Genomic DNA, 13,281 nt, shown 5'->3' on the forward strand with positions numbered 1-13,281 from the left:
CACATCGACCCACCGTCCTGCAAGGAAATGCCATGTCTTATTGGAAACAAACCCTGATCGGTTTGACCTTTGTCGGCGCCGCGTTCGGGGCCACCGCCCAGACGCCGCCACCCGCTGCGGCACCGGGCGCAGCGCAGCCGGCCGACGATGCCGGCGTGGCCGCGCGTCTGGCGCGCATGGATCAACACATGACCGCCATGCAGGACTTGCGCACCCGCATGGCTGGCGCCAAAACCCCGGCGCAACGTGAGGCGCTGTGGGCCGAGCACAGCAGACTGATGCAAGAAGGCATGACCCTAATGGGCGGCATGGGGCCGGGCGGCAGGGGCATGGGTATGGGCATGGGCGGCATGGGCATGGGCGGCATGGGTATGCGCGGCGGCCCGGGCGCTTCGCTGGACGCCGAAACGCGTCAACTCATGCTGGAGAGACGCATGGAAATGATGCAGTCCATGATGCAACTGATGATGGACCGCCAGGCCGCGCCCGCCGCCCGGCCCTGACACAGCCGGGTGCGGGCCGCGCGCGGCACGGCGGCCGCGCCGGGTTCGCGCCGCCGCGCCGCCACTTCAGTGCATGGGGCCGCGCGGCGGATGGGCGCCGCCTCCGTGTCCATGCGCCGCACCGGCACCCAGCGCGGTCACCGGCGCCAGCACGTCCTGGCTGAAGCGCCGCTGGGCGGCGTCCTCAAACACCAGCGTGATGGGCACGCTCTGCCCGGCCGACAGCGGCTGCTTCAATTCCATCAGCATCACGTGGTAGCCGCCCGGCTTGAGCTCGGTGCTGCGTCCGGCGGGCAAGTCCAGCCCCGCAATCTGGCGCATCTTCATCACGTTGTGCTCCATTTTCATTTCGTGAATCTCGACCACGCCCGCCAACGCTGAGCTGGCGGCCACCAGGCGCGCCGGGGCGCTGGGCGTCAGACGCATGAAAGCGCCGGTGGCCTTTTGCGTTGCCACGGTGCCGCGCACCCAGGCGTTCTCGACCAGGACGGTGATTTGCGCCCAGGCGCTGGCAGAGGTGGCCAGCAAAGCGGCGATCAGTATTTTTTTCATTGCAAACTCCAATTCTGTAACGATTCAAACAATCAAAAAACTCACAGCGGCTTCAGACCGCTGGCTCAGCCAGCAGCAGCCGCACGTCGGCGACGTAATCGGCCGTCGGTTGCTGGTGGCGCAGCGCGACCCGCAGCCGCCCCTGGCGGTCGAGCAGATAAGTCATCGCCGTGTGATCGATGGTGTAGCTGGTGGCGGTGGCAACGGTCTTGTAATAAACGCGAAACTCGTCCGCCACCACCCGAATCTGCGCCGCAGTGCCGGTCAAGGCCAGAAACGAAGGGTCGAACGCCGCCATGTAGGCGCGCAACAACTCGGGCGTGTCGCGCTGCGGGTCCAGCGTGACGAACAGCAGTTGCACCTGCTGCGCCTGCGGCCCGAGCTGCTGCATGACCTGGGCCGCCCGCAGCAAAGCGGTCGGGCAGACGTCGGGGCACTGCACGAAGCCAAAAAACAGCATCACCACCTGGCCGTGAAAGTCGGCCAGGGTGCGCGGCTTGCCGTGCTGATCGGTCAGTGCCAGCGCGCGCCCGTAGGGCACGCCGGTGATGTCTATGCCTTTGAAGGCGGCCGCAGCGCCGCTGGCCGACGGACGTTCGCAAGCGCTGAGCAAAACGCCCAGGGCCGCAACGCCGAACCAGGCCAGGGCGCGGCGACGCGGCAGGATCAGTGCCCCATATTGAATATCAAGCGACATGAAAAACCTCCGCAACGTCCGACCACATGCGCAGCTCCCGGCAACGGGTCTGCGGCCCCAGGGGTTCAGGCGATCCAGGCAGGCGGGGCGCGCGACTGGGCCGAACCCCACAGTCGGGTGGCAAGCCAGACCGGATCGAAGCGCGGCCAGGGCCGCGTCGTCGGCTCTGACGGCACGCCGGTGTGCGGCGTCAGCGCCCAGTTGACGGCCGCCGCTTGTTGCACGCACCAGAGGCAATGCTTGGCCGCATCGGTCAGGAGGCGATCGTCACCATCTGCGTCGGCCGGCGCCGGCTGCAGATCGAACTTGACCCACGCCATGCCGGTGCTGCTACAGACCTCGATCCACTGCACTCGTTCGCCCGCGGCCGCCAGCGCCTGCGCCGCCGTGGGCGCAAGCGCGCCCAGCGCCACGGCCAGCAAGGCCAGCCAGACGGTCAGGCGGCGGTGAAAGCGCGTGAGCGACATGGGCGTAGTTTAGCGGTGCGGCTTGGCGGCTTGGCGGTCTGCCCGCTTGCCTTGGCGACTGCTGCGCAGCGCCCGGCGCCCCCAAGAAGGCCCAGCGCACTGGCGATTGCGACAGGCGCGCTCAGCCAAGACTTGCCAACTGCTGCACCCTTGCTCAAAGACCCGAAGGCCGGGTTGGCAAGTTGGTGCGGTAGATCAGTTCCACGGTCTTGCCGTCGACCATCAACAGTTGCACGGTCATGCGGCGAAAAGACCACAGAAGATCGACGGTGTCCAGCGTCGCAACCGACCGCGAAGGGGCGCTGACGGGCAGGCCGAAACTGGCGCGCAGCGAAGCCCGCAGGGTTTTCAGCAGCGCCTGGGTGCGCTCGGGGGTGGCGGGTTGGGCTCGCAGATGGATACGCTGGAGGCGTTCGGACTCGAAGTGGTAGGTGACTGAGAAGGTCTCGTCTGCAATGGGGGTGCTGGGGATTTCCAGCAAGGCGCTGGGATCGACCGAACGCTGGGCGGCTGACGTTTCGCGGGCTTGCGGCATGAGCGCGCGGATTTCGGCCGGACTGGCCTGCATGGGTGCGTCGCGCCACAGGGTCTGCGCCGAAACACTCAGCGCCATGCTGACCAGCAAAAGACAGGAAAGAAGTTTTTTCATGTTGTCAGACTTCAATTGGCTCGCCGTTGGGCATGTCGGCGCTGGCGTGCGTTGGTTTTTTGGTGTCGCGGGTGAGCCGCATCATGGCCCGAGCAGGCTCGCCAAGGAGCCACCATCTGGGCTGTACGCCCACCCAGGCCAAGCCCGAAGGGAGCGGCAACCACCGCAACGGCAGGAGCGCCAAGACGGGTCAAGGCCGGGCGCACAGCCAACGCCGGGCCGCTCAGCCGGTCTGCAGCAAGCGCTCGACCTCGCTGCGCAGCTCTTGCGCCCAGGCCCGGCGCTCGCGGCCGCTGGCGCATTGCGCTTGGCCAAAGTGCAGCACCGCTTGCAGCTCGCTGGCGCACAGGGTGCGCCAGATCGAGGTCAGCAAGGCGGTGTCGCCGGTGTACAGCGGCGCCGTGCTGCGTGCACCGCTGCGGCGCTCGACGTAGGTCAGCCCCACCGGCAGCGCTGGCGCCTGCGCTGCAATGGCGGCCTGCAGCAGGTTGGCATGAAACGGCAGCAGCGCCGTGCCGTCGCCGGTGGTGCCCTCGGGGAACACCGCCAGCAAGTCGCCGGCCTGCAAGCGTTCGGCCATCAGGTGCACCACGCGCAGGGCGTCGTGGCGGCTGGCGCGCTCAATATAGAGTGTGCCTATGCCGGCGCTGAGGGTGCCGAGCAGCGGCCAGCGCTTGACGTCGGCCTTGGAGACAAAGCGCAGCGGCTGCACGGCATTCAGGGCGATGATGTCCAGCCACGAAACATGGTTGGCCACCAGCAGCAAGGGCCCGCACGTCGGCGGCTGACCGTGCACCACCAGTTCCACGCCCATGAGGCACAGCAGCCGGCGCGACCATTCGCGCACCAAGGGCGTCATTGGCGGCGGCGCCTGCCGCGCCAGCAGGCGGCGCAAGGTCCACCAGCCATGCAGCAGATGCGCCAGCACGCGCAGGCCGCGCCAGAGAGCGCGCCAGCGGCTCACGCCGTGTGCACCCGGGGCCAGCCCGGGGCCAGATGCGTGAGCTGGCCACCCACCAGCGTGGCGCACACCGTCAGCGGCAGCTCGTGGCCGGCAAATGGGGTGTGCTTGCCCTGGCTGCGCAGCGCAGCGGGTTGCACGACCCAGGGCGCGTCGAGGTCGAACACGCACACGTCGGCCGCGCCACCAGGCACCAGAGCACCCACGCTGGCCGGCAGCGTGCCCAAGCGGGTGCCGAGCACGGCACGCGCGCCGCTGCTGAGCACGCGCAGCGCCTGCATCAGGCTGACGCGGTCTTGCTGCGCCCACTTGACGCACAGACCGAGCAAGAGCTCGACCGCCGTGGCGCCGGGTTCGGCCAGGGCAAAGGGCTGCGTCTTGGCGTCGCTGCCAACCGGGTTGTGGTCCGACACCAGCGCGTCTATGCTGCCGTCGGCCAAACCGGCGCGCAGCGCGTCGCGGTCGCGCGGCTGGCGCAGCGGTGGCTGTAGGCGCAAGCGGCTGTCGAAGTAGCCCAGATCGACGTCGCTCAGGTGCAGGTTGTGTACGCTGACGTCGCAGGTCACGGGCAGTCCATCGGCCTTGGCCTGGCGCACCAGTTGCAGACCGGCCGCGCTGCTGAGGCGGCACAAATGCACCCGCACGCCAGCGCCGCCGGCCGTCTGGCCCTGCAGCGCGCGCATGAGCTCGAACAAGGTATGCAAGGCGATGGTCTCGGCCGCCACCGGAATGCCCGACAAGCCCATGCGCGTGGCCAGCGCGCCGCTGGCGGCCACGCCCTGCCCCAGCCAGTGGTCTTGCGGCCGCAGCCACAGCGTGTAGCCGAAGGTGGCGGCGTACTGCAATGCACGCTGCAGCACCTGGGTGTTGACGATGGGCTGTTCGGCCTGGCCAAAACCGATGCAGCCGGACTCGGTCAGCTCGACCATTTCGGTCAGCACCTCGCCCTTGAGGCCGCGCGTGAGCGCGCCGAGCGGGCAGACGCGCGCGCGCTGCAGACGCTCGGCGCGAAACTTCAGCATATCGACCAGCCCGGGCTCATCGAGCACCGGATCGGTATCGGGCGGACAGACCAGCGTCGTGACCGCGCCGGCCACGGCGGCGGCGGTCTCGCTCTCCAACATGCCGGCGTGCTCCTGGCCGGGCTCGCGCAGCCGCACCGCCAAATCCAGCAGGCCGGGCGCGACCACGCAGCCGCTGGCGTCGATGCGGCGGTTGGGCTGGAACTCGGCTCCGATGCGGCCGATGGCGACGATGCGACCGGCGGCAATCGCGACGTCGGCCGGTTCGTCACGGCCGCTGGCTGGGTCGATCAGGCGACCGTTTTGAATCAGAATTTTCATCGTCTTCGCTCTCAGGCCTCGTTGCCCGCCACGATGCCCATCACCGCCATGCGCACCGCAATGCCAAAAGTCACTTGCGACAGGATCACGCTTTGCGGCCCATCGACCAGCGCCGAGTCGATTTCGACCCCGCGGTTGATCGGCCCGGGGTGCATCACGATGGCGTCCGGCTTGGCCCAGCGCAGCCGCTCGGGCGTGAGGCCAAAGCTCTTGAAATATTCCTGACTCGATGGCAGCAACGCGCCGCTCATGCGTTCGTTTTGCAGCCGCAGCGCAATCACCACGTCACAGCCCTTGATGCCTTCTTCCAGCGTGTGGCACACGCGCACGCCCAACTGTGACAGCTCGGGTGGCACCAGCGTGCGCGGCCCCACCACCCGCACGTCCGGGCAGCCCAGTGTGGTCAGCGTGTGGATGTCGGAGCGCGCCACGCGCGAATGCAGCACGTCGCCGACGATGGCCACCGAGAGCTGGGTAAAGTCGCGCTTGTAGTGGCGGATGGTGTAGGCGTCGAGCAGCCCCTGCGTCGGGTGGGCGTGGCGGCCGTCACCGGCGTTGATGACGTGCACATGGGGTGCCACATGCTGCGCAATCAGGTAGGGCGCGCCCGATTCGCTGTGACGCACGACGAAAATGTCAGCCGCCATGGCCGAGAGATTGGCAATGGTGTCGAGCAGCGACTCGCCCTTGGCGGCCGAGCTGCGCCCGATGTCGAGGTTGATGACGTCGGCCGACAGGCGCGTGGCGGCAATCTCGAACGTGGTTCGGGTGCGCGTGCTGTTCTCGAAAAACAGGTTGAAAACGGTTTTTCCGCGCAGCAGCGGCACCTTCTTGACCTCGCGGCTGCTGACGCTGACGAAGCTGGCCGCCGTGTCCAGGATCTGCGTCAGCAGCTCGCGCGACAAGCCCTCGGTGGAGAGCAGGTGCAGCAGGGCGCCGTTTTTGTTGAGCTGGGGATGGCGCGGCACGATCAGGTCTCCTGATTTTTCAGCACGAAGCGCAAGTCCCCGCTGGTCTGGCGCGCCAGCGCCAGCGACTGCCCGGGCGGCAGGCGCAACCGGGCGGCGCAAAACTGGGGCTCAATCGGCAGCTCGCGCCCGCCCCGGTCCACCAGCACCGCCAGTTGCACGCTGGCCGGGCGACCGTAGTCGAACAACTCGTTGATGACGGCGCGCAGCGTGCGCCCGGTGTGCAGCACGTCGTCAATCAGCAGCACGTGCGCGCCCTCGACCGCAAACGGCAACACGGTCTGCGCGCTGGCGGCCAAGCCACGGCGCGCAAAGTCATCGCGGTGCAGCGCCGATGAAATCACGCCCGCGGCCGCGGGCCGACCCAGGTCGCGCTGCAGCCGCTCGGCCAGCCAGGCACCACCCGAAGCAATGCCCACCAACTGCAGCGGCGCCGGACTGCTGGCTTGCAAAGCCTGCACGCCGCGCAGCAGCTCGCCGTACAACATTTGTGCATCCGGCAGCAGAAAACTCAAGGCAAGCTCCTCAAAAACTGTTCCAGGATGATGCAGGCCGCCGCCGCGTCCACGTCGCGCGCGCCCAGGGCGTGCGCTTCGGTGCTGCTGTAGCGTTCGTCAACCTCAAACACCGGCAGGCCAAATCGGCCGCGCAACTGGCGCGCGAATTTCAGCGCCAGCGCCGTGTTTTCGTGCGCTGAGCCGTCTGGGTGGTAGGGCACGCCCACCACCAACGCGTCGGGCTGCCACGACTGGATGCAAGCAGCAATCGGTGGCCAGCGCGCCGCACCCTCGGCGGCAATGCTGGCCTGCGGCGTGGCGCTGCGGGTCAGGCGGTTGCCGCTGGCCACGCCGCTGCGCCGGGTGCCAAAGTCAAATGCCAGAAACAACTGGCAGTGCGCCGGCACCTCGGGCCCCGCAGCAGGGGTTTGCCCCGCAGGCGCGGCCAACGGGACAGCCGCCGGGCCGTCCCGCTGGCTGGCCCAGCCCCCTTGGGGGGCGCGTATGCGCGCAGCGCTGGCGTCTGGCGGCGCCATCGCTAGGCGTGCCCCACGTCGCGCGAGAGCATCCAGGGCTGCAAGCCCAGCAAGGCCAAGGCGCGCGGGTAGCGCTCGGCCACCGGAGCGTCGAAAATCAGGCCCGGCTCGGCCGGGACGGTGAGCCAACTGTTTTCGGCAATTTCCGATTCCAACTGCCCCTCACCCCAGGACGCATAACCGAGCGTGACGAACACCTTGCGCGGCCCGGCCCCCGAGGCCAGGGCTTCGAGCACGTCTTTGGAGGTGGTCATCTCCAGCCCGCCGGGAATGCTCAGGGTGGAGGCGTAGACCGATTCACCCGCGCCAGCCTCGAGCGCCTCGTGCAGCACAAAACCGCGCTCGGTCTGCACCGGGCCGCCGTGGAACACCGGCAGAGCGCTCAAATCGGCGCGGCCCAATGTCAGCTCCACTTTCTCGAACAGCCGAGGCAGCAAAATATCGGCCGGCTTGTTGATCACCAGCCCGAGCGCGCCGCGTTCGCTGTGCTCGCACACGAACACCACGCTGCGGCCAAACAGCTCGTCGTTCAAGCCGGGCATCGCAATCAGAAAATGATTGGTGAAATCGTTCGAGGCAAAATCAACGGGCATGAGGTCATTCTAAGCCGCCCGCTGTGGGCACCCCGCACACGCCAGCCCAACACATGAACCGCTACGACAAAGGCCTGATGTGGTTTCGGCGCGACCTGCGCAGCCAGGACAACGCCGCGCTGCACCACGCGCTCAAGGCCTGCCGCCAAGTCTGGTGCGTATTCGTGTTCGATACCGCCCTGCTGGACGCACTGCCGCGGCGCGACCGGCGGGTCGAGTTCATCCGCGAGTCGCTGCTGGAGCTGGACGCTGAACTGCGCACGCTGGGCCAGGAAAACGGTGCACCCGGCGCCGGACTGATCGTGCTGCACGCCAACGCCAAGCACGCCATTGCCAAACTGGCGCAGCACCTGCGGGTGCAGGCGGTGTTTGCCAACCACGACGACGACCCGGCCGCGCTGGCGCGCGATGCGCAGGTGTTTGGCGAACTGGCGCACGCCGGCATTTTGCTGCACAGCCACAAAGACCATTTGATTTTCGAGCGGCGCGAACTGCTCACCCAGGCCGCCCACCCCTACACCGTCTTTACGCCTTACCAAAAGGCCTGGCTCAAGCAGATCACGCCCTTGCATTACCAGCCCTACCCAGTGGCGCGCTACGCGCAGGCGCTCGCGCCGCGGCCGACCGAATGGGCGCTGGCGCCGCCGCGCCTGTCCGACATCGACTTTGAACCCAGCAACCTGGCGCAACTGCCGCTGCCCACCGGCGCCAGCGGCGCGCAGCACCTGCTGCAAGACTTTTTGCCGCGCCTGGGGCGCTACACGCAAACGCGCGATTTTCCCGCCCTCAAAGGGCCCAGCTACCTGAGCACGCATCTGCGCTTTGGCACCGTCTCGATCCGGCAACTGGTGGGGCTGGCGCACCCGCTGCACCTGCAGGGCGACGCGGGCGCGAGCTGCTGGCTGTCGGAGCTGATCTGGCGCGATTTTTACCACCAGATTTTGGCCAATTTTCCACACGTGGCGCAGCAGGCCTTCAAGCCCGAGTACGAGCGGCTGCGCTTTGAGCACGGCAAACACGCCCAGCACTTGTTTGCCGCCTGGTGCGAGGGCCGCACCGGCTACCCGCTGGTGGATGCAGCGATGGCGCAGCTCAACCAGACCGGCTACATGCACAACCGGCTGCGCATGGTGGCGGCGAGTTTTCTGGTGAAAGACCTGGGGCTGCACTGGCGCTGGGGCGAGCGCTATTTTGCCGAGCACCTGCTCGACTTCGACCTGGCGGCCAACAACGGCGGCTGGCAATGGTGCAGCTCAAGCGGTTGCGACGCCCAGCCCTGGTTTCGCATTTTCAACCCAGTCCGGCAAAGCGAGCGCTTTGACCCGCAGGGCAAGTTCATTCGCCGCTACCTGCCGCAACTCGCCGCCCTGCCCGATGCGGCGATCCATGCGCCCTGGCTGGGCCATGAAGTGGAGCTGGCGGCAGCGGGCGTGGCGCTGGGCAAAAACTACCCGCTGCCCATCGTCGATCATGCGTCGGCACGCGCCCGCACGCAGCAGCGCTATGCCGTGTTGCGCCAAACCTGAGCCGCCAGCCGCCGCCGGGGGGCTTTACAATCCACATTTCCACCTCCTGCGGGCAAGCGGCTCGCCCGAGACATGACCAAATTTGTGTTCGTCACCGGCGGCGTGGTGTCCTCGCTTGGCAAGGGCATTGCATCCGCATCGCTGGCCGCTATCCTTGAATCGCGCGGCCTCAACGTCACCCTCATCAAGCTCGACCCCTACATCAACGTCGATCCGGGCACCATGTCGCCGTTTCAGCACGGCGAAGTCTTCGTCACCGAAGACGGCGCCGAAACCGACCTCGATCTGGGTCACTATGAGCGTTTCATCGAAACGCGCATGAGGAAAACCAACAACTTCACCACCGGCAAAATTTACCAGTCGGTGCTGGAAAAAGAGCGGCGCGGCGACTACCTGGGCAAAACGGTTCAGGTCATCCCGCACGTGACGAACGAAATCCAGGAATTCATACAGCGCGGCGCCGGCCTGCTGCCGCCCCAGGGCCAAGACCCGAAAACCTTCCAGCCCGAGCCGCCCGACGTGGCCATCGTCGAAGTCGGCGGCACCGTGGGCGACATCGAATCGCTGCCGTTTCTGGAAGCGGTGCGTCAGATGAGCCTGCGCATGGGCCCCAACCATTCGGCCTTTGTTCACCTGTCCTACGTGCCCTGGATCGCGGCGGCCGGCGAGCTCAAAACCAAACCCACCCAGCACACGGCGCAAAAGCTGCGCGAAATCGGCATCCAGGCCGACGTCTTGCTGTGCCGCGCCGACCGCCCGATTCCAGCCGAAGAACGCGCCAAAATTTCACTCTTTTCCAACGTGGCCGAGTGGGGCGTGATATCGATGTGGGACGTCGACACCATCTACAAAGTGCCGCGCATGCTGCACGAGCAAGGACTCGACGGCCTGATCTGCGACAAGCTGCGCCTGCACACGCCGCCGGCCAACCTCAAGCGCTGGGACGATCTGGTCTACGAGCTCGAACACCCGCAGGGCGCGGTGCACATTGCCATGGTCGGCAAGTACGTCGATCTGTCTGACAGCTACAAATCGCTCAACGAGGCGCTGCGCCACGCCGGCATGAAAAACCATGTCAAGGTGCAGATCGACTACATAGACTCCGAAACCCTGCACGCCGACAACGTGGCCTCCGAGCTGCGCCGCTTCGACGCCATTTTGGTGCCGGGCGGTTTTGGTAAGCGCGGCGTCGAAGGGAAAATCTGCGCCGCCCGTTTCGCACGCGAAAACCGGGTGCCCTACCTGGGCATTTGCCTGGGCATGCAGGTCGCCACCATCGAATTCGCGCGCCACGTGGCCGGCCTGAGCCAGGCCAATAGCACCGAATTCGACCCCGACACGCCGCACCCGGTGATCGCCCTCATCACCGAATGGACCAACGCTGACGGCAGCGTGCAACTGCGCGACGCCAGCTCCCACCTGGGCGGCACCATGCGGCTGGGCGCGCAAAGCTCGGACGTCGCACCCGGCACGCTGGCGCAGCAGATCTACGGCGACGTGCTCAGCGAGCGCCACCGGCACCGCTACGAGGCCAACGTCCATTACCTGGACCGCCTGCGCAGCGCCGGGCTGGTGATTTCAGCGCTGACGCAGCGCGAGCAACTCACCGAGGTGATCGAACTGCCGCAAACCGTGCACCCCTGGTACCTGGGCGTGCAGTTCCACCCGGAATTCAAATCCACCCCCTGGGACGGCCACCCGCTGTTCAACGCCTTTATCCAGGCCGCCGTGGAACAGCACGGTCGGCAACAACTCAAGGCCGTGGCCTGAGAAACTGACACTGGAGCGCCCACCCATGAAACTCTGCGGATTCAACGTCGGCCTGGACCAGCGCTTTTTCCTGATCGCCGGCACCTGTTCGATCGAAAGCCTGCAGATGTCGCTAGACGTCGCGGGCCAGCTCAAGGAAACCTGCGCCGCGCTGGGCATTGCGCTGATCTACAAGGGTTCGTTCGACAAGGCCAACCGCTCCTCAGGCAGCAGCCCGCGCGGTGTGGGCCTCGATGCCGGCCTGAAGATACTCGACGAGGTGCGACGCCAACTGCGCTTGCCCATTCTCACCGACGTGCACGACGTGTCGCAGGTGGCCGAAGTGGCCAGCGTGGTGGACGTGCTGCAGACGCCGGCCTTTCTGTGCCGCCAGACCGATTTCATTCGCGCCGTGGCCCAGAGTGGCAAGCCGGTGAACATCAAGAAGGGCCAATTTCTTGCGCCCTGGGACATGACGAACGTGATCGAAAAAGCCCGCGCCGCCGCGCGCGAGGCGGGCCTGTCGCAAGACCGCTTCCTGGCCTGCGAGCGCGGCGTGTGCTTTGGTTACAACAACCTGGTGGCCGACATGAGCAGCCTGGCCGAAATGCGCCACTCCGGTGCCCCGGTGGTGTTCGACGTCACCCACTCGGTGCAAAAGCCGGGTGGCCTGGGCGCGGTCAGCGGTGGCGCGCGCAACATGGTGCCGGTGCTGGCCCGTGCCGGCGTGGCGGCCGGGGTTTCTGGCCTGTTCATGGAGACCCACCCCAAGCCCGCCGAGGCCTGGTCAGACGGCCCGAACGCCGTACCGCTCAAGCACATGCGCGAGCTGCTGCAGACGCTGCTGGAGCTGGACACGGTGACGAAAAAGCACGGCTTTCTGGAAGACCGCTTCAACGACTGACCCCCCTTTCTTTGCTTATCGTTTTAACTCACTCAAAGGCAAACACCACATGAGCGCAATCGTAGACATCGTCGGCCGCGAAATCCTGGACAGCCGCGGCAACCCCAGCGTCGAATGCGACGTGCTGCTGGAGAGCGGCGTCATGGGCCGCGCGGCCGTACCCTCGGGTGCGTCCACCGGCTCGCGCGAAGCCATAGAGCTGCGCGACGGCGACAAAAACCGCTACCTCGGCAAAGGCGTGCTCAAGGCGGTCGGCCACATCAACACCGAAATCTCGGAAGCCGTGCTCGGGCTGGACGCTTCCGAGCAGGCCTTTCTGGATCAGACCCTGATCGATCTCGACGGCACCGACAACAAAGGCCGCCTGGGCGCCAACGCCATGCTGGCGGTCTCGATGGCGGTGGCGCGTGCCGCTGCCGAAGAATCCGGCCTGCCGCTGTACCGCTACTTCGGCGGCATGAGCGCGGTGCAAATGCCGGTACCGATGATGAACGTGGTCAACGGCGGCGCGCACGCCAACAACAACCTCGATCTGCAAGAGCTGATGATCGTTCCGGTCGGCGCGCCGAGTTTTCGTGAAGCGCTGCGCTGGGGTGCCGAGGTGTTCCACGCGCTCAAGCAAATCATCCACGACCAGGGCATGAGCATTGCCGTGGGCGACGAAGGCGGTTTTGCGCCCAACGTGGCAAACCACGAAGCGGCGATCCAAATGATTCTGCAAGCCATAGGCAAGGCCGGTTACACCGCCGGCACGCAAATCGCGCTCGCCCTGGACTGCGCCGCCAGCGAGTTCCACCAAGACGGCCTGTACCGACTGCAAGCCGAGGGCCTGGCGCTGAGCGCGGTCGAATGGACCGACATGCTGGCCGCCTGGGTTGACAAATACCCCATCATCAGCATCGAAGACGGCATGGCCGAAGGCGACTGGGACGGCTGGAAAATCCTCACCGAACGCCTGGGCAAAAAGGTGCAACTGGTGGGCGACGACCTGTTCGTGACCAACACCAAAATCCTCCAAGAAGGCATTGACAAAGGCGTTGCCAACTCGATCCTGATCAAGATCAACCAGATCGGCACCCTGACCGAGACCTTTGCCGCCATTGAAATGGCCAAACGCGCCGGCTACACCGCTGTCATTTCACACCGCTCGGGTGAGACCGAAGACAGCACGATCGCCGACATTGCCGTCGGCACCAACGCCGGTCAGATCAAAACCGGTTCGCTCAGCCGCTCGGATCGCATGGCCAAGTACAACCAGTTGCTGCGCATCGAAGAAGACCTGGGCGACGTTGCGGTCTACCCCGGCCGGGCAGCGTTTTACAACCTGCGCTAAAAC

The 13,281-nt window shown here is 66.4% G+C and carries 15 protein-coding genes; 5 read left to right on the forward strand and 10 right to left on the reverse strand.

The features are described from left to right. Window positions 1–32 precede the first annotated feature (32 nt). Complete coding sequence (locus EST26_RS06415; RefSeq protein WP_291066290.1) at window positions 33–503, forward strand: hypothetical protein; 471 nt, start codon at window positions 33–35, stop codon at window positions 501–503. Between the two features lie 66 nt (window positions 504–569). Here the strand turns inward: EST26_RS06415 and EST26_RS06420 are convergent, their stop codons facing one another. From EST26_RS06420 to EST26_RS06465, 10 genes are all read right to left on the reverse strand, one after another. Further along, window positions 570–1,055: a copper chaperone PCu(A)C gene (locus EST26_RS06420; RefSeq protein WP_291066292.1), complete on the reverse strand. Its 486-nt coding sequence runs from the start codon at window positions 1,053–1,055 to the stop codon at window positions 570–572. A gap of 52 nt (window positions 1,056–1,107) precedes the next feature. Beyond that, the gene (locus tag EST26_RS06425) at window positions 1,108–1,752 is read right to left on the reverse strand and encodes an SCO family protein (RefSeq protein WP_291066294.1); all 645 of its coding nucleotides are present in this window, start codon (window positions 1,750–1,752) and stop codon (window positions 1,108–1,110) included. Between the two features lie 65 nt (window positions 1,753–1,817). Then, the gene (locus tag EST26_RS06430) at window positions 1,818–2,219 is read right to left on the reverse strand and encodes a DUF2946 family protein (RefSeq protein ID WP_291066296.1); all 402 of its coding nucleotides are present in this window, start codon (window positions 2,217–2,219) and stop codon (window positions 1,818–1,820) included. A gap of 154 nt (window positions 2,220–2,373) precedes the next feature. Further along, window positions 2,374–2,868, reverse strand: a complete 495-nt coding sequence (locus EST26_RS06435; protein WP_291066298.1) for a hypothetical protein — start codon at window positions 2,866–2,868, stop codon at window positions 2,374–2,376. Between the two features lie 223 nt (window positions 2,869–3,091). Beyond that, a complete protein-coding gene (locus EST26_RS06440) occupies window positions 3,092–3,832 on the reverse strand; it encodes a lysophospholipid acyltransferase family protein (protein ID WP_291066300.1) in 741 nt (246 codons plus the stop codon). After that, window positions 3,829–5,172 carry a dihydroorotase gene (locus EST26_RS06445; protein WP_291066301.1) on the reverse strand — a complete coding sequence of 448 codons (1,344 nt, stop codon included), beginning with the start codon at window positions 5,170–5,172 and terminating at the stop codon, window positions 3,829–3,831. Before EST26_RS06445 ends, EST26_RS06440 begins: the two co-directional genes overlap by 4 nt. 11 nt (window positions 5,173–5,183) lie before the next feature. Next, window positions 5,184–6,146, reverse strand: coding sequence for an aspartate carbamoyltransferase catalytic subunit (locus tag EST26_RS06450; protein WP_291066410.1), 963 nt, complete (start codon window positions 6,144–6,146; stop codon window positions 5,184–5,186). Beyond that, on the reverse strand, window positions 6,143–6,655 hold the full coding sequence (pyrR, locus tag EST26_RS06455; protein WP_291066303.1) for a bifunctional pyr operon transcriptional regulator/uracil phosphoribosyltransferase PyrR: 513 nt from the start codon (window positions 6,653–6,655) through the stop codon (window positions 6,143–6,145). Before pyrR ends, EST26_RS06450 begins: the two co-directional genes overlap by 4 nt. Next, a complete protein-coding gene (gene ruvX, locus EST26_RS06460) occupies window positions 6,652–7,173 on the reverse strand; it encodes a Holliday junction resolvase RuvX (RefSeq protein ID WP_291066305.1) in 522 nt (173 codons plus the stop codon). The genes pyrR and ruvX overlap by 4 nt, the downstream gene beginning before the upstream one ends. Window positions 7,174–7,175: 2 nt before the next feature. After that, on the reverse strand, window positions 7,176–7,766 hold the full coding sequence (locus tag EST26_RS06465; RefSeq protein ID WP_291066307.1) for a YqgE/AlgH family protein: 591 nt from the start codon (window positions 7,764–7,766) through the stop codon (window positions 7,176–7,178). 53 nt (window positions 7,767–7,819) lie between these two features. Between EST26_RS06465 and EST26_RS06470 the strand changes: the two genes are divergently transcribed. The 4 genes from EST26_RS06470 (at window position 7,820) to eno (ending at window position 13,278) form a co-directional block, all read left to right on the forward strand. After that, window positions 7,820–9,292: a deoxyribodipyrimidine photo-lyase gene (locus tag EST26_RS06470; RefSeq protein WP_291066309.1), complete on the forward strand. Its 1,473-nt coding sequence runs from the start codon at window positions 7,820–7,822 to the stop codon at window positions 9,290–9,292. 72 nt (window positions 9,293–9,364) lie between these two features. Continuing rightward, on the forward strand, window positions 9,365–11,062 hold the full coding sequence (locus EST26_RS06475; RefSeq protein ID WP_291066310.1) for a CTP synthase: 1,698 nt from the start codon (window positions 9,365–9,367) through the stop codon (window positions 11,060–11,062). 25 nt (window positions 11,063–11,087) lie between these two features. Continuing rightward, on the forward strand, window positions 11,088–11,945 hold the full coding sequence (kdsA, locus tag EST26_RS06480; protein WP_291066312.1) for a 3-deoxy-8-phosphooctulonate synthase: 858 nt from the start codon (window positions 11,088–11,090) through the stop codon (window positions 11,943–11,945). A gap of 49 nt (window positions 11,946–11,994) precedes the next feature. Beyond that, window positions 11,995–13,278, forward strand: a complete 1,284-nt coding sequence (eno, locus tag EST26_RS06485; RefSeq protein ID WP_291066314.1) for a phosphopyruvate hydratase — start codon at window positions 11,995–11,997, stop codon at window positions 13,276–13,278. The last annotated feature ends 3 nt before the right edge of the window (window positions 13,279–13,281 follow it).

It is taken from the genome of Hydrogenophaga sp., assembly GCF_014773545.1.
Classification (GTDB): Bacteria; Pseudomonadota; Gammaproteobacteria; order Burkholderiales; family Burkholderiaceae_C; genus Hydrogenophaga.

Coding starts and splice junctions, on each gene's coding strand:
- EST26_RS06415 (WP_291066290.1), top strand. CDS start 33: ATGTCTTATTGGAAACAAACCCTGATCGGTTTGACCTTTGTCGGCGCC.
- EST26_RS06420 (WP_291066292.1), bottom strand. CDS start 1,055: ATGAAAAAAATACTGATCGCCGCTTTGCTGGCCACCTCTGCCAGCGCC.
- EST26_RS06425 (WP_291066294.1), bottom strand. CDS start 1,752: ATGTCGCTTGATATTCAATATGGGGCACTGATCCTGCCGCGTCGCCGC.
- EST26_RS06430 (WP_291066296.1), bottom strand. CDS start 2,219: ATGTCGCTCACGCGCTTTCACCGCCGCCTGACCGTCTGGCTGGCCTTG.
- EST26_RS06435 (WP_291066298.1), bottom strand. CDS start 2,868: ATGAAAAAACTTCTTTCCTGTCTTTTGCTGGTCAGCATGGCGCTGAGT.
- EST26_RS06445 (WP_291066301.1), bottom strand. CDS start 5,172: ATGAAAATTCTGATTCAAAACGGTCGCCTGATCGACCCAGCCAGCGGC.
- ruvX (WP_291066305.1), bottom strand. CDS start 7,173: ATGGCGCCGCCAGACGCCAGCGCTGCGCGCATACGCGCCCCCCAAGGG.
- EST26_RS06465 (WP_291066307.1), bottom strand. CDS start 7,766: ATGCCCGTTGATTTTGCCTCGAACGATTTCACCAATCATTTTCTGATT.
- EST26_RS06470 (WP_291066309.1), top strand. CDS start 7,820: ATGAACCGCTACGACAAAGGCCTGATGTGGTTTCGGCGCGACCTGCGC.
- EST26_RS06475 (WP_291066310.1), top strand. CDS start 9,365: ATGACCAAATTTGTGTTCGTCACCGGCGGCGTGGTGTCCTCGCTTGGC.
- kdsA (WP_291066312.1), top strand. CDS start 11,088: ATGAAACTCTGCGGATTCAACGTCGGCCTGGACCAGCGCTTTTTCCTG.
- eno (WP_291066314.1), top strand. CDS start 11,995: ATGAGCGCAATCGTAGACATCGTCGGCCGCGAAATCCTGGACAGCCGC.